Origin of the sequence: Shewanella holmiensis, assembly GCF_025370255.1 — a bacterium.
In the GTDB taxonomy this organism is placed as follows: Bacteria; Pseudomonadota; Gammaproteobacteria; order Enterobacterales; family Shewanellaceae; genus Shewanella; species Shewanella holmiensis.
This window is the reverse complement of record NZ_JAMTCD010000022.1, coordinates 16685-41885: the sequence shown is the minus strand read 5'-3', so window position 1 is coordinate 41885 and position 25201 is coordinate 16685. Positions and strand designations below refer to the sequence as shown.

Annotated in this window: 17 protein-coding genes; 12 read left to right on the top strand and 5 right to left on the bottom strand. The window is 44.0% G+C overall.

Translation table 11 applies throughout. The features are described 5' to 3' along the window. The first annotated feature begins 188 nt into the window (after positions 1-188). The gene (locus NE535_RS14960; protein ID WP_261299415.1) at positions 189-1949 is read left to right on the top strand and encodes an alkaline phosphatase D family protein; all 1761 of its coding nucleotides are present in this window, start codon (positions 189-191) and stop codon (positions 1947-1949) included. 79 nt (positions 1950-2028) lie between these two features. Here NE535_RS14960 and NE535_RS14955 read toward each other — a convergent pair whose 3' ends face one another. Together NE535_RS14955 and NE535_RS14950 are read right to left on the bottom strand one after the other, a co-directional pair. Continuing rightward, complete coding sequence (locus NE535_RS14955) at positions 2029-3084, bottom strand: class I SAM-dependent rRNA methyltransferase (protein WP_261299414.1); 1056 nt, start codon at positions 3082-3084, stop codon at positions 2029-2031. A 201-nt stretch (positions 3085-3285) separates the two neighbouring features. Then, positions 3286-5454 (bottom strand): OmcA/MtrC family decaheme c-type cytochrome, encoded by a 2169-nt coding sequence (locus NE535_RS14950; protein ID WP_261299413.1) that lies wholly within the window; start codon positions 5452-5454, stop codon positions 3286-3288. 504 nt (positions 5455-5958) lie between these two features. Here NE535_RS14950 and NE535_RS14945 point away from each other — a divergent pair. Then, entirely contained in the window at positions 5959-6936 is a 978-nt protein-coding gene (locus NE535_RS14945; RefSeq protein ID WP_261299412.1) for a LysR family transcriptional regulator, read from the top strand. Next, positions 6923-7876 carry a LysR family transcriptional regulator gene (locus NE535_RS14940; protein WP_261299411.1) on the top strand — a complete coding sequence of 318 codons (954 nt, stop codon included), beginning with the start codon at positions 6923-6925 and terminating at the stop codon, positions 7874-7876. Before NE535_RS14945 ends, NE535_RS14940 begins: the two co-directional genes overlap by 14 nt. A gap of 16 nt (positions 7877-7892) precedes the next feature. Here the strand turns inward: NE535_RS14940 and aroQ are convergent, their stop codons facing one another. Both aroQ and arfB read right to left on the bottom strand, forming a co-directional pair. Beyond that, complete coding sequence (gene aroQ, locus NE535_RS14935; RefSeq protein ID WP_261299410.1) at positions 7893-8348, bottom strand: type II 3-dehydroquinate dehydratase; 456 nt, start codon at positions 8346-8348, stop codon at positions 7893-7895. Positions 8349-8467: 119 nt separating this feature from the next. Next, entirely contained in the window at positions 8468-8887 is a 420-nt protein-coding gene (gene arfB / locus NE535_RS14930; protein ID WP_261299409.1) for an alternative ribosome rescue aminoacyl-tRNA hydrolase ArfB, read from the bottom strand. A 138-nt stretch (positions 8888-9025) separates the two neighbouring features. On the opposite strand from arfB, the gene NE535_RS14925 reads away from it, so the two are divergent. The 9 genes from NE535_RS14925 to NE535_RS14885 all read left to right on the top strand — a co-directional run bounded on the left by NE535_RS14925 (position 9026) and on the right by NE535_RS14885 (position 22612). After that, positions 9026-9391 (top strand): SpoIIAA family protein, encoded by a 366-nt coding sequence (locus tag NE535_RS14925; RefSeq protein WP_261299434.1) that lies wholly within the window; start codon positions 9026-9028, stop codon positions 9389-9391. Positions 9392-9455: 64 nt separating this feature from the next. Then, a complete protein-coding gene (locus NE535_RS14920; protein WP_261299408.1) occupies positions 9456-9632 on the top strand; it encodes a DUF3012 domain-containing protein in 177 nt (58 codons plus the stop codon). 21 nt (positions 9633-9653) lie between these two features. Further along, entirely contained in the window at positions 9654-10097 is a 444-nt protein-coding gene (locus NE535_RS14915) for a hypothetical protein (protein ID WP_261299407.1), read from the top strand. A gap of 126 nt (positions 10098-10223) precedes the next feature. After that, positions 10224-11471, top strand: coding sequence for an efflux RND transporter periplasmic adaptor subunit (locus NE535_RS14910; protein WP_261299406.1), 1248 nt, complete (start codon positions 10224-10226; stop codon positions 11469-11471). 9 nt (positions 11472-11480) lie between these two features. Continuing rightward, positions 11481-14660, top strand: coding sequence for an efflux RND transporter permease subunit (locus tag NE535_RS14905; RefSeq protein ID WP_261299405.1), 3180 nt, complete (start codon positions 11481-11483; stop codon positions 14658-14660). A gap of 178 nt (positions 14661-14838) precedes the next feature. After that, positions 14839-15213, top strand: coding sequence for a BlaI/MecI/CopY family transcriptional regulator (locus tag NE535_RS14900; RefSeq protein WP_226413031.1), 375 nt, complete (start codon positions 14839-14841; stop codon positions 15211-15213). Then, positions 15213-16430 (top strand): M56 family metallopeptidase, encoded by a 1218-nt coding sequence (locus NE535_RS14895; protein WP_261299404.1) that lies wholly within the window; start codon positions 15213-15215, stop codon positions 16428-16430. The genes NE535_RS14900 and NE535_RS14895 overlap by 1 nt, the downstream gene beginning before the upstream one ends. A 549-nt stretch (positions 16431-16979) precedes the next feature. Next, entirely contained in the window at positions 16980-19814 is a 2835-nt protein-coding gene (locus NE535_RS14890) for a hypothetical protein (RefSeq protein WP_261299403.1), read from the top strand. An 89-nt stretch (positions 19815-19903) separates the two neighbouring features. Continuing rightward, positions 19904-22612, top strand: coding sequence for a TonB-dependent receptor domain-containing protein (locus NE535_RS14885; protein WP_261299402.1), 2709 nt, complete (start codon positions 19904-19906; stop codon positions 22610-22612). Between the two features lie 593 nt (positions 22613-23205). Here NE535_RS14885 and NE535_RS14880 read toward each other — a convergent pair. Then, positions 23206-25140 (bottom strand): B12-binding domain-containing radical SAM protein, encoded by a 1935-nt coding sequence (locus NE535_RS14880; protein WP_261299401.1) that lies wholly within the window; start codon positions 25138-25140, stop codon positions 23206-23208. Between the last annotated feature and the right edge of the window lie 61 nt (positions 25141-25201).

Genomic DNA, 25201 nt, shown 5'->3' with positions numbered 1-25201 from the left:
AATTCCCTTATCTCAATTTTAGTGATGACATTTATGACTCAAAAATTAACTAAAATTGGATGATAAGGCCTTTATGTAACGATTTTGTCATGCAATTGTCATCCTGTATTCGCACAATAGCCACGCTTGTCTGACCTGTTGCAATGATTAACATGCAGACACCATTATTGACTTAAAAGGAATATCGAATGAAAACAGGGTTAAGTCGTCGCGACTTTTTAGCTATGTCAGCCAAAGGCGTTGGTGCGGTTGTTGTGTCATATGGATTAATGGGCTGTAACAGCGATGACAAAGAGATCTACTCGGGTCAATTTTTACAAGGCATTGCCAGTGGCGACCCAGCCAAAAATGCTGTGATCTTATGGACCAGGGTTACTCCAGATGTTGAAGCTGATATTACCGTGTCATGGGAAGTGGCCTTAGATGCTAATTTTAGCCAAATGGTCACAAATGGCGTGATGAAAACGAATGCTAAGCGTGATTACACGGTAAAAATTGATGCGGTTGGCCTTGAGGCTGGCAAAGGATATTTTTATCGCTTTAAATCGGGTAAATATGTTTCAGACGTTGGCATGACTAAAACCTTACCAGAAGGTACTGTTGATTCGGTCAAATTAGCTGTGATGTCATGTGCAAACTACCCAGCGGGCTACTTCAATGTGTACGCATTAGCGGCCGAGCGTAATGATTTAGATGCGGTTATTCATCTAGGAGATTACTTGTATGAGTACGGTCGTGGCGGGTATGCCAGTGAAGGTGCAGCAGCTTTAGGGCGTGAAGTGTTGCCCGCTGGTGAATTACTATTACTCAATGATTATCGTACGCGTTATGCCCAATATCGTGGTGATATCAGTCTGCAAAAACTGCACGCTAAAGTCGCCTTCATCACAGTGTGGGACGATCATGAAGTCGCTAATGACACCTGGAGAGAGGGCGCCGAAAACCACAATGACAATGAAGGTGACTTTGATTTACGCAAGCAAGCGGCACTGCAGGCATATTTTGAATGGCTGCCAATCCGTCCTTGGAGTGAAGGAAATCATCAAGAAATTTATCGTAGCTTTAACTATGGTGACCTAGTTGATTTACACATGTTAGATACTCGATTGCTGGGGCGAGACAAGCAGCTAGACTATGCTAACTACATGGACCCGGCAACAAAGGCATTTAATAGCGCTACCTTTTCAAGTGATGCAACTGATGTTAATCGCACCATGTTAGGCCAATCTCAATTATTATGGTTACAGCAGACATTACTTGAATCCACTGCCAAGTGGCAGGTGCTCGGCCAGCAAGTGTTGATGGGTAAAATGCTACTGCCAGCGGCTATTGCGACGCAACAAATGAGTATTCCTCAATTTGCTCAGCTGGCGACGCTAGCCCAATTAGCCGCGCGTGCTCAGGCAGGCGACCCGACATTATCCGCGCAAGAGTTAGCTTACTTACAAGCTAATCAAAGTCAGTTAACCCCAGCGGTGCTAGCTTTACTTCAATTGCCTTCTATTCCATATAATTTAGATGCTTGGGACGGATACGCCTATGAGCGAGAAGTGATTCTGGCCACAGCTAAATCGATGCAGCATAACTTAGTGGTTATCGCTGGTGACACTCACAATGCTTGGGCAAATGAGCTAACCGACAATCAAGGTGAAGTGGTTGGAGTTGAATTTGCCACCAGTTCAGTATCCTCACCTGGGTTAGAATACTACTTAGGCCTATCTGACGCTGAAATTCCTGCTACTGAAGTGGCTATAGTGAATCTTATCAATGATTTAAAATATGCTAATTTGAAAGATCGCGGTTACTTATTGCTGACCTTTAGTGCCGAAGAAGCTAATAGTGAGTGGTTTTATGTGAATACGATTAAAGATGAGTCATTCACCACATTAGTTGAGCGCTCAGCTTCAGCTAAAGTTAACATCCAACAACCGAAAATCATTTTTGGTTAACAATCAACGACATCAGTCAATGCCTCATTGGTTTTGGCTGATGTCGTCATGGTTATAATGTGCTAGCCTAAGTTGATGTTTAATCTATGCTCAGGGCCACAATTTTCAGCGGATGATTATCATCAAATGCAGGAAAGTCCTGATGACAGTCTAACCATTCAAAATGGGTTACTTTACGGCCTTGTTTTTCAACACATCTGACTAAGCTGTCTAGCCAAGATTGGCGCTCCACTTTGGCGACATTATTACAGCACACTATGGTGCCGCCGGATTTTGTGGTTAGCATGGCTGGTTTAAATAAGCCTTGGTAATCATTGATTAAATCGACGACGCCGAACGCGCTTTTAGCAAAACGTGGCGGATCTAAAAAAACCAAGTCAAAAGTGGTTTTAGCCAGTTTAGGGAACTTGGGCAACTTTTGATTACGACGTCCACCCACAGGCAAACCTGCTAGTTGACGTAGGGCTGGAAATGCATCGCTTTGGACAAACTCACATACAGAATCAACCTGATTTAGCGCTGCATTTTTTTGGCCCGCAGCCAATGCAAATGATGAAAAATCGACATTCATTACTCGCTTGGCGCCGCCAACAGCCGCCGCGGTACCAATACCACAGGTGTAAGAAAATAAATTTAATACCGTTTTGTTATTACTGTGCAGGCGAACGTACTCACGGCCAATACGCATGTCTAAAAATAATAATGGGTCTTGGCCTTCATGGCGTAATTTAGTGGTAAATGCGATGCCGTTTTCGTGCATCACTTGTTCCGACATCGCATAGTCTTGTGCTTCATTGACTAAGTTATTGGCAACGCGAGAATTTTTTTGCGAGCGGTCGTTATACACCAGGGGGAAGTCGCCATGCTTAATCAATACTTGGCTTATTTGTGCTAGCTGTTGCTCTGATAATGTCTCGTGAAAAGATTGCACTAACCATGCATCGCCATAGCGGTCGATGTTCAAGCCATTAGCGCCTTCTACCGTGCCATGAAATACACGATAGCAGTCAGTATTGTGCTGTTTTGCATGCGCAAAAAAGTCTTCTCGTTGGGTAAAGGCATCAGCGAGCACTTGTGTAAAATCGATTGCCGCTTGTTCAGGTGTGGCAATGCTAGCAGAAGTTGGGGTCGTCATAGAAAAAGGCCGCTGAGTTAGGGTAGAAAGCGCGTCATTATATCAGAGTCTTATGCAGGAAGCAGTCAAAGTCATCAGTGGTTTTAGGTAAGAGCTGATTGAAAAAGGTGCCTTTATAAAAATAAAGGCACCGAAGGTCTTGCTTGGGTTGTTGCGGGGGAACGAATGATTGGTGCTAGGTATCACCTAGCACCAATAGGGTTATAGCTTGTGACCGTGATGCTCCATAATTTTTTCAGGGCTATGACAGGTAGCACAGGCTTCTTTAGCTGATTTAGCTTGTTGCTTATCTGGGCCAAAGTACGCGCCATTACTTTGCATATGGGCCATTGCCGCATCTGAAAGATACTTCTGGTGACAGCTAATACATGATGCAGCATCAGATGATGCGTACCAGGTTTCAACTGGTGTTAGGCTAGGATCGTTTTGTTTACCAGGAATAAAGCTTGGTACAGCATGTGCCTGCCCAGCATTACGACCTAACTCAAATCCGTAAGCTTTACCGCCCCATCCTTCAACTTCAGCATGGCATGTCATACAGTCGGTTTTGAGTATGGTGCCACTACCACCATGGCCATTATCATGTCCTTTGGCTCTGTGGGCTTTATACATAAAGCTTGTTGACTTCATTTCACCCCATGCCACAGCATCACCGTTAGTATCTTCAACCGCACCAAGTTTCTTATCATTGGTGTGGCAAGCAATACAGTTTACGCCGTTTGAGTCATGGTAAAACTCAAAGCTATGACAGCTATGACAGGTTTGGTTATCAACAATGGCACGACGCATCGCAACCACAGCTTCATTATCATCTAGCACTGTGCGGTACGCGGGTGTTTGTACATAAGCTGGATAAGCGTCGGTATTATCACACGCTGTGCGTGTAGATGTTCCTTCGGTAAAACACACTTTCAGTACAGGTAACACTTCAAGCGAACGAGAAGCAATGTCAGTAGGGAAGTTCATGCCCACTTTTACGCTGACACTATTGTCTGCATTCCAGGTGGCTTTGTTGGCATCTTTGATGTCAATACGACGCTCACTATAGGGTGATTGATCAAAATCAGGGTAGTCTTTTTCAACATCCCAGCTGATCACTACATAGGGCTTGCTATAGCCTTTTTTGTAGATTTCATTCTGCGCAACAGCGTTGCCAGTGCCATCTACAATCTTCATTTCGAAGCTGATTTCATTGGCGGCACTAATTGCAACATTACTGACAGACACGTCATACTCTTTTGCCGCTTGGTAAGGCTTAGTATGATTGTCATGCACCGCAGCGCTATGACAGTCGGTACAGGTCAGTTGTGGGTTTTTATCTGATTTATGCTGTGCTGGTGAATCAGTATGGCAGCCAATACAAGCATTGGCATTGGCATTGGCAAGCCACAGGTCTTTGTCGGCTAAAGTGTCATCTTCTACGTGACAGGTTGCACAATCCATAAAGGGTTTAGTTGGGAACGCTGGGTAATCAAAGGCATGATCACCGCCATAACCTGCAATGGTATATGGCATAGGAACGATATTGCCTTGTTCGTCTTTACCTTCCCGGTTAGGCCCCATATGAATCGCGTGAACCATATGACCTAGCTCAACCGATACAGCATTCGGATCGGTCACAATACCATTATGGCAAGATTGACAGTTTTCCATGTCTAAACGACGTCCGCCATGGGCTTTAAGGCTGTCTGGCTGATGACAGGTATAGCAGGTTTGTAATGTGACTAGATCACGGGTTTCTATGCCTTCAGACGCATTTGTTGCGGGTATCCAGTCAAAATGGGCATTCTCTGCTAACTCTTTCCCTGAGTCATATTCAAATTGCATTTCAATCGCGATACGTTGGGTTAATGCAGGGTCAAAAGTCACTCCCGCTGGGTCATCTGATGCAGTTAGATCGGTTTTGAAGGTGTAAGTGTAAGTACCATTTTTATGATCGACTAAACATTCAACGCAGTTTTTAATTTGTTCAAAACCTTGTTCAAAGGTTGTGCCAGCATCATTGGTGGTTTCGTTAAGTAGCGACATCCACTGTTTTAACTCGCTGCCTTCTGTGGTTTGCAATTGCGCTAATGAGAAGCGGAAATCATGAAATGGATTCGTGCCACTTAAACCAAATAAGCCAACACCCTGTTTGTTTTCTAATTCAAAATCAACGCTAATAATGCCGTTGCTATAGCTTGCTTGGGTAATATTAGCGATAGCTTCATTCGCCATATCAATATTTAAACCGCTAGTGCCAGGCGTACCAGGAATACCTGGGGTGCCGTCTTCACCATTTTTACCATCATCGCCATCACTACAGGCCGATAACATCATGGTGGATGCGATCAGCAGTGCAAGTGTGGTTGTTTTTGTTTTTATCATCATCTTTATCTCCAATGTTCACTCTAGGTGTCACAGGTGTAAATGTTAATGATTGGTAGGAAATCTGATATGAAGCTCATCACTCAAACAGCTATTATTCCGTTTGTTTTTTGTGCTGTACTTTTGTGGTTTTTAAGTGATTAATATGGCTTATATAGCCGTTATGGCGAATGTTAGTGACATTTATATTGTCAATGTGGTGTATTGCTAGTGTTTTGTATCAAATTTCACAAAATAAAACTCTAATATCTATATTCAGCAAATCACAATCATGCATTTTAAATACTCTAACCAAGTACAATTATCACTTTGTTTATGTTAGCTATTTATTATCCAGCAGGCTTCACAGTTATGCACTAAATACAGGAATATCAGCAGTAGTCTATGTAAAATAATGATCAATAATGTTATCAAGCTTGCGCAGCACAAAGGCGTTCACTACCAACTCACGTAAAATTGCATAACCAACCTTAAGATGGCTAAAGTTGACGTTTACCAGGGAGAGGCATGAGCCGGATTAATTCTAATACGCTATTTAATATCAAAGTCTTTGTTTTACTATTTGAAACCTTAAATTCCTCAGAAGTCGCTCAACAATTAGGTGTGGCAGCATCTAAAATTAGCCGCAGTCTTAAAGCTTTACGCCACTCTTTTGATGAGCCGTTATTTATTCGTAAACAACACGGTTTTGAACACACGCCTTTTGCACAGGAAATTTATCCGCAATTAAAACAAATGCTGCTTTTATCTGAGCAATGTTTAGCTCTGTCGGAGTCTGAAAGTAGCGATATTAGACAAGAGGTGATGATTGCCTGTCCGCCATCATTGTCATTGAATTTACTCAGCTATTTACAAGATAAAGCCTCACAGTTAAAGCAACCTTTAACTTTTAATATTAAGCCTTGCAGCCACAATATTGACAAGCTGCTGAATCGTTTTGATGTTGATTATGCGATTACTTTTGAGGCATATAATTCTGAACGATTAGCTTCCACGTTTGTGGCAAAAGCCAATGCATATGTACTGCTTGGAAATGCTGAACACCCTGTTTTTCATGGTAATGATTTTGTCGATATCGATACCATCATTAAATATCCATATATCAGTTTTAACGGCCATGAATTTGAACAGGGGCATGACCCTTTGTTGCTATATGCCTTAGATAAACACTATCGAGTGGATGTGGTTGCTAAAATTTGCTTACTGGCGGATTTGATGATCCAGCTTGAACGCAGTAACGCTTTAACCTTGGTGTGTTATCGCGATGCGGTTGAGTTTTTGTGTACCAAAGGCAACATACAAGCAATGTCACTGCCAGAGGAGCAAAATAGACTGCTTAATCAACGCGCGGATGGGCATAGGCACTATTTAACTATGTTGAGGGAAAGCCACAGTAAACCCCAATGGATAGCAGATGAAATTGCTTCGTATATTCAGGGTAATGTCATTTTAAATTATGAAGGTAAGACAGATGCCAAAAGATAAATTACTCGATATTTCATTAGAGACAATTGAGATATTCTGTCAGATATACCTCAAAAAAAATGCTATTGAGGTGGCAAATCATTTGGACTTATCTCAGCCTAAAGTTAGCCGATCCCTTGGTGCGTTAAGAAGCGTATTTGATGACCCATTATTTTTACGCCGTGAAAATCAATTTCAAGCCACCGATATTGCCCATAATCTCTATCCCATATTCAATAACATGATCCAATGCCGGCAAACGCTGGACGACATGATGCGAGGTTCCGCAGGTATTATTGCCAATGCGGTTGAAGTGGCCACAGTGCCACAATTACAGGTTAATTTAATTCAAAGCGTTAAACAGGCGGTAGTGGAATTAACCGCGGCCGACATTATGATTTCAACCACTCAATGGGGAGCGGGCACTGCACAACAATTATTGAATGATGAAATTGACGCCGCCATTTGTTTTGAGCGGGCCCCAAGCCATTCAATTTTGTCTAAATCCATTATTCAACATCGGGGGGGGTATTTGGTGGCGCGAAAGCACCATCCCATTTGGGATAACCCCTGTATTGATAAGATGATTAATTATCCATTGATTAAGTTAATCACTATGCCGTTTCCTGCTAATAAGTCTCCCTTGGGCAATTATGCCAAGCGCTTAGGCAAAACATTGCAGTGTTATGCCACAGTGCCAGATCTTGGCACCGCCGCCAGTAACTTGCTTCAGTCGGATGCGATTATTGTCGTCGGGGTGAAAGAGGCGGTTAACTTTTTTAATAATGTAAATGGTTTGCATGCGCAAAAAATTGATTCAGCGCAAGACCAATCCATTTTAGAAAATTTCAGTCATCCCACAGTGTATTTGTGGTTAAAACTGGATGCTAGCGGCAAAGTGACTACCCCGTTTTGGCTTCAACGTTGTTTAGAAGATTACATCATTCAAGCGCATCAATAACGGGGCGTTAAGGTGGTTAGTGTGGCGCGTTATTATCCTGTACGTGTTTAAGCGCAGCTTGTAATGCAAACTGATAACCTTGTGCGCCCAATCCACAAATGACCCCAAGCGCTTTATCAGAAAAATACGAGTGATGTCTGAATGGCTCACGGGCGTGAACGTTAGATAAATGCACTTCAATAAACGGAATCGCCACACCCAAAATCGCATCGCGGATCGCCACACTGGTATGGGTAAATGCGGCAGGGTTAATAATAATAAACTGTGCATCAGTCGCGTGAATGGCATCAATAATTTCATGCTCAGCATTAGACTGAATATGTTCCAGCACGACACCAGCAGCACTGGCTGCGCTTTGTAATTCAGACACAATAGTCGCCAAGTTTTGAGTGCCGTAATGACCCGGCTCGCGGCGGCCGAGTAAGTTTAAATTAGGGCCGTTTACTAATAAGATTTTTGCAGTTTGGCTCATGATAATCCTTTGGCAATCACAACTTATGGCGATTATTCACCGTTTTAGTTAACCTAATTTCAGGTTGCTTAGTTTGTTTTTAACGCAAGTTAGTTGTTCAGTAAACCAAAATTTATTCATTAATCAAACTTGGGCTTACTTTGACGTAATGCTTTGGTGGCGCCGCGTTGTTTCTTGGTTTCAATACGCCGCTTTTGGCTGCCTTTAGTGGCCTTAGTCGCAATGCGTTTTTTGGCCACAATAGTGGCACTTTTTATGAGCGCAATAAACTGCTCTAACGCCAGTTGGCGATTAAAATCTTGGCTGCGAGATTGCTGACACTTAATGATGATTTTACCGCTTTGGGTAATACGATGATCTGCCTTGGCCAATAATTTTTGTTTATAAAAATCAGGTAAAGACGATTGATTGATGTCGAAAATCAGCTGTGCAGCAGTAGACACTTTATTTATGTGTTGGCCGCCTGCACCACTTGAGCGGACAAATTGCCACTCAAGTTCCTTGTCTTCGATTGTCACACTATTGGAAATATTTATCATAGTGTAAAGGGTATCACTTTTTAGATTAAAAATAGTTATATATTGGCGGCAGTAATATTTGTTATGATTTGCGCCATTGAAGTGAATGCGTTACTAATCGATTTTTATCGGTTAGTCACCATGACTCCGGAGCTGTTTATGTTATGCCAAATTTCTGATATCACCAAAGGGGTTATCAGCCTGTTTGTAAGCGGGCGGTTATCGGCACAAGATTACCGAAGCCGTCTACAGCCTGCGATTAAATCTTACCGCAAAGACTGGGGGCAGGTGTGCTTGTATATTGAAGCCGATGTCCTATTAGAGGGCTGGGAGTTTGGCTCGCTAACCGGTAGCGGTGAAGTACAATTACCTGCATTTGATGCATTAGTATTTGTAGGTGGCCCTGACTGGGTAGGTAACTCTGTCAGATTAATGGGACCGTTTATGCAAGGTGAGGTGGCCTGGTTTCCGCTTTCACAAAAACAAGATGCGATAAACTGGATCACTAAGCGATCACAACATTAAGATCATTACTCTCTGCAAGTTTGTTATGTGGGGGAATTATTGTTAACTCAATCAAGGAAGTATTATGTTATTCAAAAAACTTTTAGCACTATCAGCAGTGGGTATTTTCACGTTAGGTTTAACAGCATGCGCACCAGAAGTGGGTAGCGAAGCATGGTGTAAGCAAATGAAAGAGAAACCAAGCGGTGATTGGTCTTCAAATGAAGCTGCCGATTATGCTAAACACTGCGTGTTCAAGTAAACGCCGTTTTAGATGATTAATATGATCCATCTTAATTCGTTTTCAGTGATGCGATCAATCAAACTTTTGATCGCTATTATTGTGCTGCAATTTGCCGGCGCGAATTTAGGTGGGCATCAATTACATCTAGGCAATAGTGCTGAAGATAAAGGCAATCATGCCCATGTTCAGTTCACGCCAACCTTAGATATTGCCGCCCTTAGTCAACTTGCTGAATGTATACAATGCAGTTGCGCTGCAGAGGGGGCCCGCGAGCATGCGCCTTCAGATGATCATTCTCACCCAGCGCCTACTAACAAGACGGTTGATTTGTGCCTAGACTGCCAGTGTCACGGTGGTTTAGTGGCTATCGTGCTGCCCGAACAACTCTATACGGCTGATCAAGCTAATCAACAACCGCTTCAAACCGCTCAATCTTATTTAGCCCCCGCTTTAGGTGCGACTTACCGCCCCCCGATAATATAAATCCTGTTTAAATTCATTCATTAAAGGTTTGCTGTTTCGACAGACAAGCTTGATTATTTTTATGGCTAAATTGAATGCTTATCGAAGCATTTCAACTTGGTCATGCTTGAGTTCTAGGATTTATTTATGACAATTCCAGTTATCAATTTGCCGGTAAATACTCGGTTTTTAGCATCGTTTAGTTTCATTGTACGTCAATTAGTGTGGCTAGCCGTTATCGGCCTTGGCTTAATGCTTTTTAGCAATACGGTTATGGCAAGTGATGATCATGAACCACAGCCGTCTGCAGCTCACCCCCAAGGGGATGAGGATGAGGATGAACATGACGACGCCTTAACGTTAACAGCGCAGCAACGCGAGTTGGCTAACATTCGAGTAGAAACCCTCAATAGTAGTCCTTTTGATTTGACTTCCGTTGCCACAGCTCAGCTGGTGGTTGATAAAGATAAAACCGTCACCATTGCCCCGCAGTTAGCAATGCAAGTATTAAAACGCCATGTGGTGCCGGGGCAGCAAGTGTTAAAAGGCCAAGCATTACTCACTTTAGGTGGCACCGACATTGCTCAAGCTCAAGCCGATTATATTAATGCGGCGACAGAGTGGCAGCGAGTGAGTCGTATGGCTAAAGGGACGATTAGTGCCAGTGAGAAAATGCGCACAGAAGTGAATGCCGAGCTTAAACGTGCGGTGCTTAATGCCATTATGATGACGCCAGAACAAATTAGCGCCCTGACAACTTCGCCTCAATCGATTGGCCAATTTCAATTATTAGCGCCAATTTCAGGACGGGTGCAGCAAGATGCCGCCATGCTAGGGCAGGTATTAGCAGCGGGCACAGCGTTAATGCAACTTACCGACGAGTCGTTTTTATGGGTTGAAGCACAATTAACCCCTGTGCAGTCTGAACGTGTCGCCATTGGGCAATCGGCTTTGGTGCGTGTTGGGCAGCGAAATGTCACCGGTGTTGTGATTGGTCGCTCGCATGAGCTTAATGCCATTACCCGCACAGAACAGGTGTGGATCAGTATGCCGAATCAGCAACATGTGCTGCATGCCGGCGAGTTTGCCGAGTTGTACTTTCAGCAAAGCAGCCTTGATACCAGTAAACCAGTGACTGGCCATACCCATGCGAAAGGGAGTTTACACGGCATTATTGTGCCTGATAGCGCATTAACCCGCAGCAGTGATGGAGATTGGCAAGTGTTTATTGAAGATCAAGATGGCTTTGAGGCAGTTGAAGTTGATGTGGTGCAAAGTCAGCGTGGGCTGAATCTTGTTAGTGGGATTGAAAGTGGCTCAAAAGTGGTGGTGTCAGGGGCGTTTTTTCTAGCGTCTGAATTGGCTAAATCTGGCTTTGATATTCATAACCACTAGGAGTTTGGCATGTTAGCAACATTCATTCGTTCGGCGATAACTCAGCGACTGCTGGTGGTATTGGCGTTACTGGCAGCGATGTTCGGCAGTATTGCTGTTTTACCCAAATTGAATCTGGATGCGTTTCCAGATGTGACTAACGTACAGGTAGCGATTAACACTGCCGCCGAAGGCTTGGCTGCCGAGGAGGTTGAAAAGCTGATCAGTTACCCGGTTGAGTCGGCAATGTATGCCTTACCTGCGGTCACTGAGGTGCGATCGTTATCGCGTACCGGCTTATCAATTGTGACCGTGGTGTTTGCAGAGGGCACCGATATTTACTTTGCGCGCCAGCAAGTTTTTGAGCAGTTACAAGCTGCAAAAGAATCGATTCCTGCTGGGGTGGGCACACCAGAAATTGGCCCTAATACTTCAGGGCTTGGGCAAATATATCAATACATTTTACGCGCTACTCCAGAATCTGGTGTGGCTGCTGCCGAGCTTCGCAGCATTAATGATTACCTGGTAAAGCTTATTTTGATGCCAGTATCTGGTGTGACTGAGGTGTTGTCGTTTGGCGGCGAGGTATTGCAATATCAAGTGCAAATCGACTTAAACAAGCTACGCAGTTATTCACTGTCGATGGCGCAGGTTATCGAAGCGCTTGAAAGTAATAACCGTAATGCGGGTGGCTGGTTTATGGACCAGGGGCAATCACAGTTAGTCGTGAGAGGTTATGGTTTATTGCCGCCCGGTAATGCCGGATTAGAGGCCATTAAGCATATTCCGTTGACTGAATTTAATGGTACGCCCATTAGAGTGATGGACATCGCTAATGTCGATTATGGCAGTGAAATTCGCGTCGGTGCGGTCACCATGACGCGCAGAGACGCTAGCGGCGAATCAAACCCATTGGGTGAAGTGGTTGCAGGCGTGGTGCTTAAGCGCATGGGCGCAAATACCAAGCAAACCATTGATGACATCAATGCGCGCATTAGCTTAATTGAACAGGCTTTACCCGATGGGGTAACGTTTGAAGTGTTTTATGATCAAGCGGATTTAGTAAAGCAGGCCGTTGATACCGTGCGTGATGCTTTGCTGATGGCCTTTGTGTTTATTGTAGTTATCTTGGCACTGTTTTTAGTCAATATTCGCGCCACTTTACTGGTGTTGTTATCGATACCGATTTCAATCGGGCTGGCGTTAATGGTGATGGCGTATTTTGGTCTGTCAGCTAATTTAATGTCTTTGGGCGGCCTAGCCGTTGCCATTGGTATGCTAGTTGATGGTTCGGTGGTGATGGTTGAAAACATTTTTAAGCACTTAACCAAAAATGACAACTTGCCAGCACTTCATTCTCAGGCCGACACCCAAACTCAAAGTGGTGATGAAGCCAACTCGATTAGTCACAAAGTGTGGCTAGCAGCCAAAGAAGTGTGTAGTCCAATTTTCTTTGCCACCGCCATTATCATCGTGGTGTTTGCCCCGCTATTCGCCCTAGAAGGGGTGGAAGGTAAACTGTTTCAACCTATGGCTACCAGCATTATTTTAGCCATGATTGCTGCGTTAGTTGTGGCGCTATTTGCGGTGCCTGCGCTTGCGGTTTATGCCTTTAAACGTGGGGTGGTGATCAGACAAAGTTGGTTGTTAATGCCAGTGGAGCGGGTTTATCGTCAAGGGTTAAAGGCCACATTAGCTCGGCCAAAAATCGTGATAGCTATCGCCTTATTGATGTTTATTAGTAGCATGGCGTTGCTGCCACGTTTAGGCACTGAGTTTGTGCCTGAGTTAGAAGAGGGCACCTTAAACTTGCGGGTAACACTTGCACCTACCGCCAGTTTATCTACCTCAATTGATATCGCCCCTAAACTCGAAAAGCTGTTACTTGAGTTTCCTGAAGTCAATTACGCCCTTAGCCGTATTGGTGCGCCAGAGTTGGGGGGGGACCCTGAGCCTGTCAGCAATATTGAAGTCTATATTGGCTTAAAACCGGTTGAACAGTGGAAAAGTGCCAAAGACCGATTTGAGTTACAGCGTTTAATGGAACAAAAACTCAGCGTATTTCCGGGGTTATTATTAACGTTTTCACAACCGATAGCCACTCGGGTAGATGAGTTGTTATCAGGGGTTAAAGCACAATTAGCCATCAAAATATTCGGCCCCGATTTAGACGTATTATCGGCAAAAGGTCAGCAACTGACTGAATTAGTGCAAAAAATTGACGGCGCAGTCGATGTGTCGTTAGAACAGGTCAGTGGAGAGGCACAGCTTGTCGTTAGGCCTAAACGAGATGTGTTAGCCCGTTATGGTATCAGTGTTGATCAAGTGATGAGTTTGGTCAGCCAAGGCATAGGTGGTGTTAGCGCTGGGCAGGTGATTGATGGTAATGCTAGGTATGACATCAATGTGCGCTTGGGGGCAGAGCAACGCAATTCGCCCGATGCCCTTAGGGATTTACTCCTCACAGGAGTAAACGGTGCCACCGTGCGTTTAGGTGAAGTTGCCGATGTGGTGGTTGAAATGGCACCGCCTAATATTCGCCGTGATGATGTGCAACGCCGCGTGGTGGTGCAAGCAAACGTGTCGGGGCGCGATATGGGATCTGTGGTTAACGATATTTATGCCATCGTGCCACAAGCTAATTTACCTGCAGGTTATACCGTGGTGGTGGGTGGTCAGTATGAAAATCAGCAACGGGCACAAAAACGCTTAAGTCTGGTTGTGCCTATTTCAATTGTGTTGATTGGCTTGCTGCTGTATTTCTCGTTTGGGTCGATTAAGCAGGTGATGTTGATTATGGCTAATGTGCCGTTAGCATTAATTGGTGGCGTAGTAGCCTTGTACGTTACCGGTACCTATTTGTCTGTCCCTAGCTCAATTGGGTTTATCACCTTGTTTGGTGTGGCGGTCCTTAATGGCGTGGTGCTGGTGGACTCGATTAATCAACGCAGGCAAGCCAGTGTCGATAATCACTCAGGTGAAACCCTATATGATAGTGTGTTTGAAGGTACGGTTGGCCGTTTACGACCGGTATTAATGACCGCGTTAACCTCGGCATTAGGCCTGATCCCTATTTTGTTATCAAGCGGTGTGGGTAGCGAAATTCAGCAACCGTTAGCCGTGGTGATTATTGGCGGATTATTCAGTTCAACCGCATTGACCTTATTGGTATTGCCTACTGTTTATCAATGGCTGTACAAGGGCAAATAGCACTCACTTAAGTGGATGACACCAAGCCCAATCTTTCGATTGGGCTTTTTTATTGCAGTCATTGCTAATAAATAGATCAAATAACTGCTTGCTTATTTTAGATTACAGTTGTAATTTAATTATATTGATTACATGTGTAATCTTAATAAGTGAACCACAACCTAGTAAGTGACTAAGCATGAAAGAAATCAGTAACAGTGAATTGTTAGTATTACAGCAACTTTGGTTGCGGTCGCCATTAACCTCTAATGAGCTGGTAGAAGCATTAGAGCAAAGCCATGATATGCATGAGAAAACAGTAAAAACCTTGCTGAATCGTTTAGTTAAAAAAAATGCGTTGAGTTTTGAAAAGCAAGGGCGCACATATCATTACTCGCCGTTAATTGCTGAGCAAGAATACACATTAAAAGAGTCAGTGTCTTTTGTAGATAGACTATTTGCCGGAAAATTAACCCCATTAGTGGCCGGTTTTGCTGAGAAAAATAAGCTATCGGCTGAGGATGTTGCTGAGTTACAAAGCTTGCTTGATGATTGGCACAAGGAGCAAAAGTGATGATCAGTTGGTTTATGGAACAAACCCTATTACTTAGTTTGGTTTGTGTAACATTATTAATTTCACATCGTTTTTTATTGTCAAAAATAGGCGCGCATTATACTTATAGTCTTTGGCTTGTTGTGCCACTGTTACCACTTGCGGATGTAGTGCAAACTCTGTTACCACAGTACTTTAATTGGTTAAGCCCAAATCAAACACTGGGTGTTATTCAACAATATTATGTGCAGGCTACTGATACCGCATCGATGTCGAGTAGCTGGTTTAAGTTATTATATTTGCCTTACCTGTATGCTGCTGTAGTGCTGGTATTGGTGGTTAATTTAGTCTCAGATTCTATTCATCTGCAACAGCTCACGCGACGCGCCAAGCCTTTTGTGATTGAGTCAGGCAAGCTTAATGTATTTATTCATCCCAATATTGAATCGCCCATGTTAGTTGGGTTAATCGCGCCGCAAATATTAGTGCCAAACAGTTTTACCTTGCTTGATAGTCATCAGCAAGACGCCATTATTCAACATGAGCTTTATCATTATCAGCGCGGTGATTTATGGGCCAATATATTGGCTTATAGCTTAACGATTATGTTTTGGTTTAACCCGCTGATGTGGTGCGCTTACCGTCGTTTTAGGCAAGATCAAGAGCTGTCATGTGACGCACAAGTGACAGCCAATATGGAAACAGATTCTAAAATTGCCTATAGCAAAGCGCTATTGGCTTATTCGCAGCATGCACCGTTAAGCATGCTACATACTCACTATGGGGACAAAACCATACTTAAAGAAAGGATCTTACAAATGAAAAAACAACATGGAAAAAATACCTTGGTATTAATGGGAGTGACGCTATTACTTAGTGTTAGTGCGCTAACCTTAAATCAGCAAGCGCAAGCAGGCGACAATCAAAGCCAGACGCAAGCTAAAGCTGATGGAATATACCCTACAACACGTATTGAACCTGTTTATCCTATTGGGGCTGCTAAAGAAGGGATGAATGGTTATGTGCAATTGTCGTTTGATATTAATCCAGCAGGTAAGGTATCCAATGTGATGGTGATTAAGTCATCTCCTGCCGGGGTATTTGATGACTCCGCAGTGACAGCACTTGAGCAGTGGCAATATCAAACCTCCGCTAATGGTATGAAAGGTGCGCAGGTTCAATTAGACTTTGTTATTCATCAGCCAGATGCTTCAGTGGAAAGAATACAGGTCCGCTAAAATGATTAAAGCTAAGTTATTAAAGCTAAGTTATTAAGGCTAAGTTAGTCTGGCTAAATTAACAGGTTAAGTACAACGCTGAGGTGTCAGCTTGAGCCTGTAAATAATAATGTGCCCGTATTAGCATTGCACTAGCGTTTGTGTAGGTTTGGCTTGATCAACTAAACCTTACACTTAATCAATATTGAGATGAATTTTCTGTGTTTACTTTCCAATCAGTTTTACTGATGTCTGCTTGAAGTATTACCTCCTTAGTGATGACTTTATATTTCTATTAAGCTTAAATTTATCTTCAATAAGCGTGATTTCGTCAAAACACGATACATTTACGACATTTTTGTGAAAAAAATAATTCCCTTAAAACATACTCAAAGCCGCATCCCCACAGGGCTTTCATAATTTCGTCATGTTATAGAAATGTTGCTGTCATTTTAAAGCAGTCTTTTTGTCATTTTTACTCGTTAGTTTTATGCACCAGCAAATGCGTATGCCTGTGGCGCGCAATAAAACCTCACTAACGTTTAATACAATCCGTCTTCGGAGATGATAATGGAACTGAAAAACCTTTTTAAACTTACCGCGCTTTCTACTGCTTTAGCTGCAACTTTAGGCCTTGCGGGTTGTGGTGGTGATATTAATATCAACACGGGTAATGAAACAACAACACCAACAACACCGACGACTCCTACAACGCCAACAGAATCGGCACAGCAAAAATCTTACAGTGGTTTTGCCACTAAAAGCACTGCGTTTACTACGGTCGATGGTAAAGAAGTTTGGGAGTTAACAGGCACATTATCACCGTCTAGTGCAGCATCAACGATTTCAACGGGTGGTCAAGACGGCGATAAAATCGTGTTAGGTAACGACGTTGTTTGGTTACTAAATGGTGCAGTGGTTGCCGGTGGCGACAATGAAAACTCTGTTGAGTTATCTATATTACCCGGCACTAAAGTATTGGGTGGCAGTGATTCATATTTGGTCATTAGCCGTGGTTCAAAAATCATGGCAGAAGGCACTGCTACTGCGCCTATCGTATTTACCTCGGCTGAAACGGCCTTAGGTCAGGAAGGCAAAGCTGGCCAATGGGGTGGCTTAGTGTTACTGGGTAATGCACCGGTTAATACTTGTCCTGACTTAGCAAATTGTGATGCGTCATTTGAGGTGGGTAACCACAGTTACGGCGGTGATAACACCCAGGACAACTCTGGTGTGATTAAGTACGTCCGCGTTGAGTTTGGCGGCTTTAAAATTAACGATACCCAAGAAATGAACGGTATCAGCTTTGCTGGTGTAGGTAGCAGCACTCAAGTTGACCATATTCAAGTGCATTTAAATAACGATGACGGCGTAGAATTTTGGGGCGGTAACGTGTCAATTTCAAACGTGGTACTAACAGAAAACTTTGATGACTCGCTAGATTGGACTAACGGTTGGCAGGGAAGCGCGCAGCACGTTTATATTCGTCAAGCTGATAACGGTTCTAACCGTGGTATTGAAGCTGACAGCAACAGCGATGCCAACGCAATGCCAATGTCTAAACCTGCATTAGCTAACATCACTATCGAGGTGGCTGACGGAACAAACTCAGGTGGTGATGACGCCGAAGGGATTTTGTTCCGTAAAGGCACTGGTGTTATGGCCTATAACCTACTGGTTAAGGGCGGTGTGGATTCTGGTGAATGCTTAGAAGTGAATGATGACAACACGGTCAATAACGCCAATGGTGCAGAGTTAACCGTACAAAACAGCCTAATTGACTGTGTAGAGCCATTTAAAAATGCTAAACCCGATGCTGCAGAAGGCCGTACTTTAGCGCTAGATGTAGCAGCTTGGTACAAAGGTCAAGAGGGCAACTTAGTCGGCGCAGCAGATTTAACTGATTATATGCCAAACGCTTCATCAGTAGCATTAACGGGTGGTAAAGCAGATTTAAGTAACCTAGATGATCGCTTAGTCGACGCCCACTATATTGGTGCCTTTGATGGTTCAAACGATTGGACCGTGGGTTGGACAACCGCAATACATGACGATGCCGCGGCGACTCCAACAGCCTTACCTACATTGACATCTTGTCCTGTTGGCACAACGGCTGAAACCGTAGTGGCAGGTTTATACAAAGATGACAAGGTGACTTTAGTGTGTACCTTACAGGGTAATGTACTCAGCAATACCACCTTATTAGCTGGTCAAAATGTGATGTACAAAATTGATGGCGGCGCAGTAGTTGTGGGTGGCGATAATGAAAACTCAGCCACACTAGCGATTCAAGCGGGTACTAAGTTATTTGCCACAGACAACAGCTACATTGCCGTAAGCCGTGGTTCTAAAATTATGGCTCAGGGCAGTGCAACGCACCCAATTGAGATGACTTCGCAGCAAGATGTCATTGCTGGTGCAGAAGGTGCACGCGGTCAATGGGGCGGCTTAGTATTATTAGGAAACGGCTTAACCAATACTTGTCCTGATAAAAATGCTTGTGATGCTTCTTTCGAAGTCGGCGACTTCCCTTACGGCGGTAACGACAACGCAGACAGTAGCGGTCAAATCAGCTATGTAGTGATTAAATATGCTGGTTTTAAAGTAAATGACACTCAAGAAATGAATGGTATTTCATTTGCCGCAGTGGGCAGCGGCACTCAAGTCGACCACATCCAGGTGCATGCTAATGGCGATGATGGTGTTGAGTTCTGGGGTGGTGCGGTTAACTTAAAATATGTTTACCTTACACACAACTTTGACGACAGCTTAGATTGGACCAACGGTTGGACCGGTAAAGCACAGTTTGTGTACATTACCCATGAAGATGGCAATGCAAACCGCGGTATCGAAGGTGACAGCCACAAAGGTGCAACCGATACCCCAGTATCTAAGCCAAAACTGGCTAACTTCACTATCTTACCTGGCTCTGATATTGAAAACGCCAGCGGTGATAAAGGCGAGGGTATTTTACTTCGCGTCGCTACAGCCGGTGAGCTTTATAACGTGTTAGTGCAAGGCCGCAAAGGTAGTACAAGCACGACTGAATCTGGTGAGTGTTTAGAGCTAGATGGTAGTTATGCTGGGCTAGTTGACAATGTTAACAACAACACCTTAACCATGTCGCACTCTATTATCGACTGTAACGAACCATTTAAATACAGCTCAGATAATACTGCAACCGCAGATGCTATCAATGTTGAAACCTGGTTTATGGGTCAAGAAGGTAACGCGACTACCGCAGTAACCTTAACTGACGGTATGCCAGCGACAACCGATGCGGCATTAATCGGAACAGGTAAAGACTTAAGTACAGATGACAACTTCTTCGAAGCAACCAACTTTATTGGTGCATTCGATGGCCAAAACGATTGGCGTCAAGGTTGGGCTTACTTTCCACAGTAAACCAAACGATTAAGTATTTAAGTTAATAGCCGCCCCATGCAGTCATATTGGGGCGGTTATCTCTGAACCGCATACAGGACTTATCACGTATGAAAACCAAGCCGAGTTTTACCGCCAACAAATTAACGCTCGCGATTCTATCAGTGCTTTCAGTAACATCATTGGCCGCCACTCAGGCAATCGCTCAAGATGAAACACTCAATGAGCCAACATCTAAAACGCAAACGTCAACACAAGCCACTGGTGAATCTTTTCCGATAGAACCCATAGAAGTGATTTCGGTTACCGGGCGATTACGTACCTCAGCTTCGGCCGCGACAGAAGAGCGTCGCGAACAAATTGCTGTAGCCGATATTATGGGCTCAGAACAAATTTCTAGAACGGGTGACAGCGATGCGGCCGCCGCATTACGCCGTGTAACCGGTTTAACCTTAAAAGACGGTAAGTTCATTTATGTGCGTGGTCTAGGTGAGCGTTATTCAAGCACCTCATTAAATGGTGCGACAGTACCCTCACCGGATCCGACCCGAAATGTGGTGCCATTAGACATGTTTCCCGCATCGATAATTGAATCATTATCAGTACAAAAATCAGCCTCTGCTGACAAGCCTGCCGCATTTGGCGGTGGCCACGTGGATATTCGCACCAAAGCAATACCAGCTAATTTTTTCTTTAAAACCTCTGTTGGCGGACGCTTCAACACTAACGACAGCAATGATACCTACACTTACAATGGTGGCGGTGATGATTGGACAGGCAGAGATGACGGCACCCGCGGCATGCCAGCCAGTATTGATAACACCATTAATCAATATGGTGGTATTAGCCCTATTGATATCGTTAGCGGCTCAAATGGCGCAATCAATTATCCTGCAGCCCAAAAAATGAATCGCGAATTGGCCTTAGACATGTATCGTGACATGGCCGTTAACACTAAAAGTACCGATCCCGGTTTTAGAGGCGACATCGCGATTGGCGATCGCTTTGACATTTCAGACGATATGGTCTTTGGCGCATTGGCGGCTTATTCCTATAAAGAGCAAGCTGAAAACTACACCAAGTACGAAGTTGAGCTTGATGGTGACAGCGAACAAACCCAAATTGAAAACCAAAAAGACATTATCGGCACCGACTCTATCGTACAAATGTCGGCCATGCTGAACCTAGGTTTAGAAATTGGTTACAACCATAAAATTGAAACCTTCAGTACCTATTTGCGTGACACCTCAGATGATGTTTCCGTTGGGATTGAAGAAACCATAGACACCCTTGGCGAGCCTAATGCGCTACAGGTTTATGGTATTGATTATGAAGAAAGAACCTTAACCAGTAATCAAATTAAGGGACACCACTTTATTGAAGCATTCAACGATGCTGAATTTAATTGGATGTTTTCTGATGCTAAGTCAGAACGTAATGCCCCAAATGAGTTGTCTTACACTTATAACGTTATTTTAGATGAAGCCAACAGCCCCGTATCGCGTAATTTGAATACCCAGGATGCGCCAAAATATGTGTATTCAAATCTACAGGATGACAGCCAAAACTACGGTTGGGATTTTGCGTATCCCATACAGTTTGATGCTGCGCTGATGAAAGTCAAAGTCGGCTATCAATATTACGAGCGTACCCGCGAAAGCTATGCCACTCGCTTAGGCTTTGATGTGGATTTAAGCCCAACCGATCCCAATGGCGATATTTTGTCTGAAGAGTTCGACAAGATTTTTTCTGACGACAATATTAATAACAACACCCTAGGCCTTGAGTTAAAAGATGCCTCAACCGACACCGAAGACTATATTGCGGCAGAAAAAAATGATGCAGGCTTTATCAGTGTTGATGTCGATTTTGATGACGTGTGGCGCTTCTACGCTGGGGTGCGTTATGAAGATTTTCGTCGCGTGACGTTACCGATAACCCCTGAGGGTGACATATCTGACGAGGGCGGCCGTTACGACCTACAAGACTACGCCATCGCCGAAGACGGTTGGTTCCCTTCAATGTCATTAACCTGGAAGCAAACCGACACCACTCAATGGCGTTTAGGTGCAAGTAAAACTATTGTGCGCCCAGACTTACGTGAAGTGTCACCAGTGCGATTCCAAGACCCAGTTACTGGATTTGATTTCTTCGGTAATCCTGAGTTAACCAGTTCTGACATGTACAACCTAGATTTGCGCTGGGAATATTACTCAGATGAAGGTGATAACTACAGTTTAGGGGCATTCTATAAAGATGTTGATGCGCCTATTGAGCCTATTCAACGTATTTCAGAAGCTGGCCGTCAGCTTAAGTTTTATAACGCTGAGTCAGGTTATGTTTATGGTATTGAAGCCGAGTTTTTACAAACATTAGACTTCATCAGTGAAGGCAGTATGTTGGAAGACTTCTTTGTTGCCGGTAACCTGACCTTAGGTGACTCTGAAATCGATATTGCGCCTAATGGCGAAATCGACCCAACGAACACTAAGCGCCGGATGACTGGTCATTCGGAGTGGGTAGCAAACGTGCAGCTAAGTTATGATTCATCAAACAGTTATCATAGCGCCACTTTGGTGTACAACGTATTTGGTGAGCGGATAGCTTACGGTGGCCGAGGTGGGTTAGATGACGTGTATGAAAAACCCTTTCACAGTTTAGATTTTACTTATAGCTTTTTCCCCACCACTAGCATGGCGATTAAGCTAAAGGCGAAAAATTTATTGGGCGAAACCACTGAATATGATCAACAGGATATTCAAGTGTACGCCAAGGACCCTGGCACAGAATACACCCTACAATTTAGTTATGAGTACTAGGATCTGTTGATCTTTGCTGGTGGAATTTTGTTCGAGATAAAAACGAATTAAGCGCGGCGAGTGGAGTGTAGCCTAGCAATCTAAGCAAAGTTCACTCAACAAAGCGTAATTCGTTTTTAGCCGAATCCTTCGGACAGTGTTTGTTGGCCATTTTTACTACGTTATCGGCTTATTATGTAGAATAACTACACAGCAAAGCCTCTGCCTTGTATAAATGGCCAACAATTCGCTGCAAAACAACCATGAAAGATCAACAGACCCTAGAGATTAATACTGGAAAACGCATAACGTTAGGGAAAACGAGTACTGATTTTTAGGCGCATTTACTCATCATTTCTGCGGTTAAAAATGTACATGGCCACTTTCTTTTGGAACAAGAAAGTGGCCTTTTTATTGATCTGTTAACCGCAAGTTTTGCACCTAGGTGGTGTTAGTTGCAATTCGCTCATGCCCGTGTCAAATTAATTCAATCTGTTTTATCCGCATAGTGATTAGATTAGGTATTACATCAATACATAATCTGGATGTTCTTCTGGTTGGTTAAGGCTGAGTTATTAAATTAATTTGGATGGGATTTTAGGGGCAAACTGCCCCTAGTCTTCTTGGCTCAAAATAAAATTATTCAACGCTTTTGAGATCAAATCTTTTTTCATACTGGTACGCGCTACTTTTTGGTTAAACCAAAAACTCATGGGCTGATCAAAACCGATCCCGTGCATGTAGTTATACAGCGCTTTACGTAATCCTTCGCCTAGCATTTCATGATCGGTGCCGGTTGGGTCGGTAAACTCGACATCATTTTCGGCAAATAAAATCTCAGGGCGCTGATTAAGTGTGATGCCAAATTGTTCTGGGTTCATGCCTATTGGGCTGTGTACTGTGGCAACAAAACGGTGCCAGTAGGCCGATTGAAAACAGCCTAGCTGCATCATTTGGCGAACCATTTCTAATGAGTCTACGGTTTCTTGCTCGGTTTGAGTTGGGAAGCCATACATTAAATAAGCATGTACCAAAATCCCTGCGTCACTAAAAGCTTTGGTGACGTGGGCCACGCGCTCAACACTCACGCCTTTTTTCATCAGTTTTAATAATCTGTCCGATGCCACTTCAAGGCCGCCGCTGACGGCGATACAACCTGAGTCGGCCAGTAATTGGCAACGGGCTGGACTAAAGGTGCGTTCAAAACGGATATTGCCCCACCAACTGATCACCACATTGCGCTCAATTAAGCGTTTGGCAAAGGTAAATAAGGTTTTTGGGGGTAAGGCTTCGTCGACAAAATGAAAGCCTGTTTGGCCAGTTTCGGCGATCAGGGCTTCAATTCTATCCACTAACGCATCGGCTCCTGCGGTATCGTAGCGGTCGATGTAATCTAAGCTGACATCGCAAAAGCTACATTTACGCCAGTAACAGCCGTGAGCGATGGTGAGTTTATTCCAGCGGCCGTCACTCCATATACGATGCATTGGGTTAAGCATTTCACATAGCGACAGATATTCATCTAATGGCAAGCCATCGTAAATTGGCGCGCCGACTTCTGATTGTGGAATGTCATGTAGCTCGCTGTTTTGATTCAGATGAACATAGGGCAGGCCCTGTTCATCTTCGGCTAAAAAGTAAGTGCGTACTAGCTCGTCAACTTCTCGTTTGCCTTCAAAGTATTCCAGCAAGGTGATTAATGGGCGCTCGCCGTCGTCTAAACAAATAAAGTCGATAAACTCAAATACCCGTGGGTCTTTAAGTGCGCGCAGCTCGGTATTAATAAAGCCGCCGCCCATCACTATGGGGATGTCTGGGTTGATGGCTTTACAGGTTTGTGCAATCCGTAATGCACCTAACATATTACCGGGAAACGGCACGGTAAGTGCGACAACGCTAGGTTGGGTGTCTTCTAAATAGTGCTCTACGAGTTGTTCTAAAATTTCTGAGCTAAAGCTGGGCTCACCGGTAAGGGTGTTGTAAAGGTCGTCAAAGCTTGGATTAGCAGCGGCGAGGCGCTCACCATAACGGCTGACCTCAAAATATGGGTCAACGCCTTGGGTGATAACTGATGATAAATCATTGATAAACAGCGTGGCTAAATACTTGGCTTTATCCTGTACGCCTAAATTACCAAACGCCGCCTGTAAAACATCGCCAGATACGGCTTCCATTTGTGCTATGGCATCAAAGGCTGGGCCTTCGGGTAAAAAGCGGCGGGTGTTAATCCGCATGGCAAGACTAGGATCTTTACCCTGTAAAAAGCGGATCGCGCTTTCTACGGTAAGGTGGTAGCGATCAAATTCGGCTAGAAAAGTAAAGATGGCATCAGGCAGTTCATCGTCTTCAAAGTGCTCGAAGTTCTCTTCAACATGTTGACGAATAATCTCTAGTGCTGGAGCTGTCATCATTTCAAGAAACAGCTCGATTGCCGGATCTCGTTGTACCGCGTCATAGCCTCTTGAGCGTAAAAAACCAGTTAAATACGCAGTTGCCGGATAGGGCGTATTCAATTGGGTCATTGGAGGTGTCATTAGCAGAACGGTCATAGCCAGCCTTTATCGTCACAAGCGGATCAAAATAAGGCGGTATTCTAGCAGCAAACAGGGG

Bases quoted from the DNA above. Each gene is read 5' to 3' on its own strand.
- NE535_RS14950 (WP_261299413.1), bottom strand. From the start codon at position 5,454: ATGATGATAAAAACAAAAACAACCACACTTGCACTGCTGATCGCATCC.
- NE535_RS14890 (WP_261299403.1), top strand. From the start codon at position 16,980: ATGGAACTGAAAAACCTTTTTAAACTTACCGCGCTTTCTACTGCTTTA.
- NE535_RS14885 (WP_261299402.1), top strand. From the start codon at position 19,904: ATGAAAACCAAGCCGAGTTTTACCGCCAACAAATTAACGCTCGCGATT.
- NE535_RS14895 (WP_261299404.1), top strand. From the start codon at position 15,213: ATGATCAGTTGGTTTATGGAACAAACCCTATTACTTAGTTTGGTTTGT.
- NE535_RS14900 (WP_226413031.1), top strand. From the start codon at position 14,839: ATGAAAGAAATCAGTAACAGTGAATTGTTAGTATTACAGCAACTTTGG.
- arfB (WP_261299409.1), bottom strand. From the start codon at position 8,887: ATGATAAATATTTCCAATAGTGTGACAATCGAAGACAAGGAACTTGAG.
- NE535_RS14955 (WP_261299414.1), bottom strand. From the start codon at position 3,084: ATGACGACCCCAACTTCTGCTAGCATTGCCACACCTGAACAAGCGGCA.
- NE535_RS14910 (WP_261299406.1), top strand. From the start codon at position 10,224: ATGACAATTCCAGTTATCAATTTGCCGGTAAATACTCGGTTTTTAGCA.
- NE535_RS14945 (WP_261299412.1), top strand. From the start codon at position 5,959: ATGAGCCGGATTAATTCTAATACGCTATTTAATATCAAAGTCTTTGTT.
- NE535_RS14915 (WP_261299407.1), top strand. From the start codon at position 9,654: ATGATCCATCTTAATTCGTTTTCAGTGATGCGATCAATCAAACTTTTG.
- NE535_RS14960 (WP_261299415.1), top strand. From the start codon at position 189: ATGAAAACAGGGTTAAGTCGTCGCGACTTTTTAGCTATGTCAGCCAAA.
- NE535_RS14880 (WP_261299401.1), bottom strand. From the start codon at position 25,140: ATGACCGTTCTGCTAATGACACCTCCAATGACCCAATTGAATACGCCC.
- NE535_RS14905 (WP_261299405.1), top strand. From the start codon at position 11,481: ATGTTAGCAACATTCATTCGTTCGGCGATAACTCAGCGACTGCTGGTG.
- NE535_RS14940 (WP_261299411.1), top strand. From the start codon at position 6,923: ATGCCAAAAGATAAATTACTCGATATTTCATTAGAGACAATTGAGATA.
- aroQ (WP_261299410.1), bottom strand. From the start codon at position 8,348: ATGAGCCAAACTGCAAAAATCTTATTAGTAAACGGCCCTAATTTAAAC.
- NE535_RS14920 (WP_261299408.1), top strand. From the start codon at position 9,456: ATGTTATTCAAAAAACTTTTAGCACTATCAGCAGTGGGTATTTTCACG.
- NE535_RS14925 (WP_261299434.1), top strand. From the start codon at position 9,026: ATGTTATGCCAAATTTCTGATATCACCAAAGGGGTTATCAGCCTGTTT.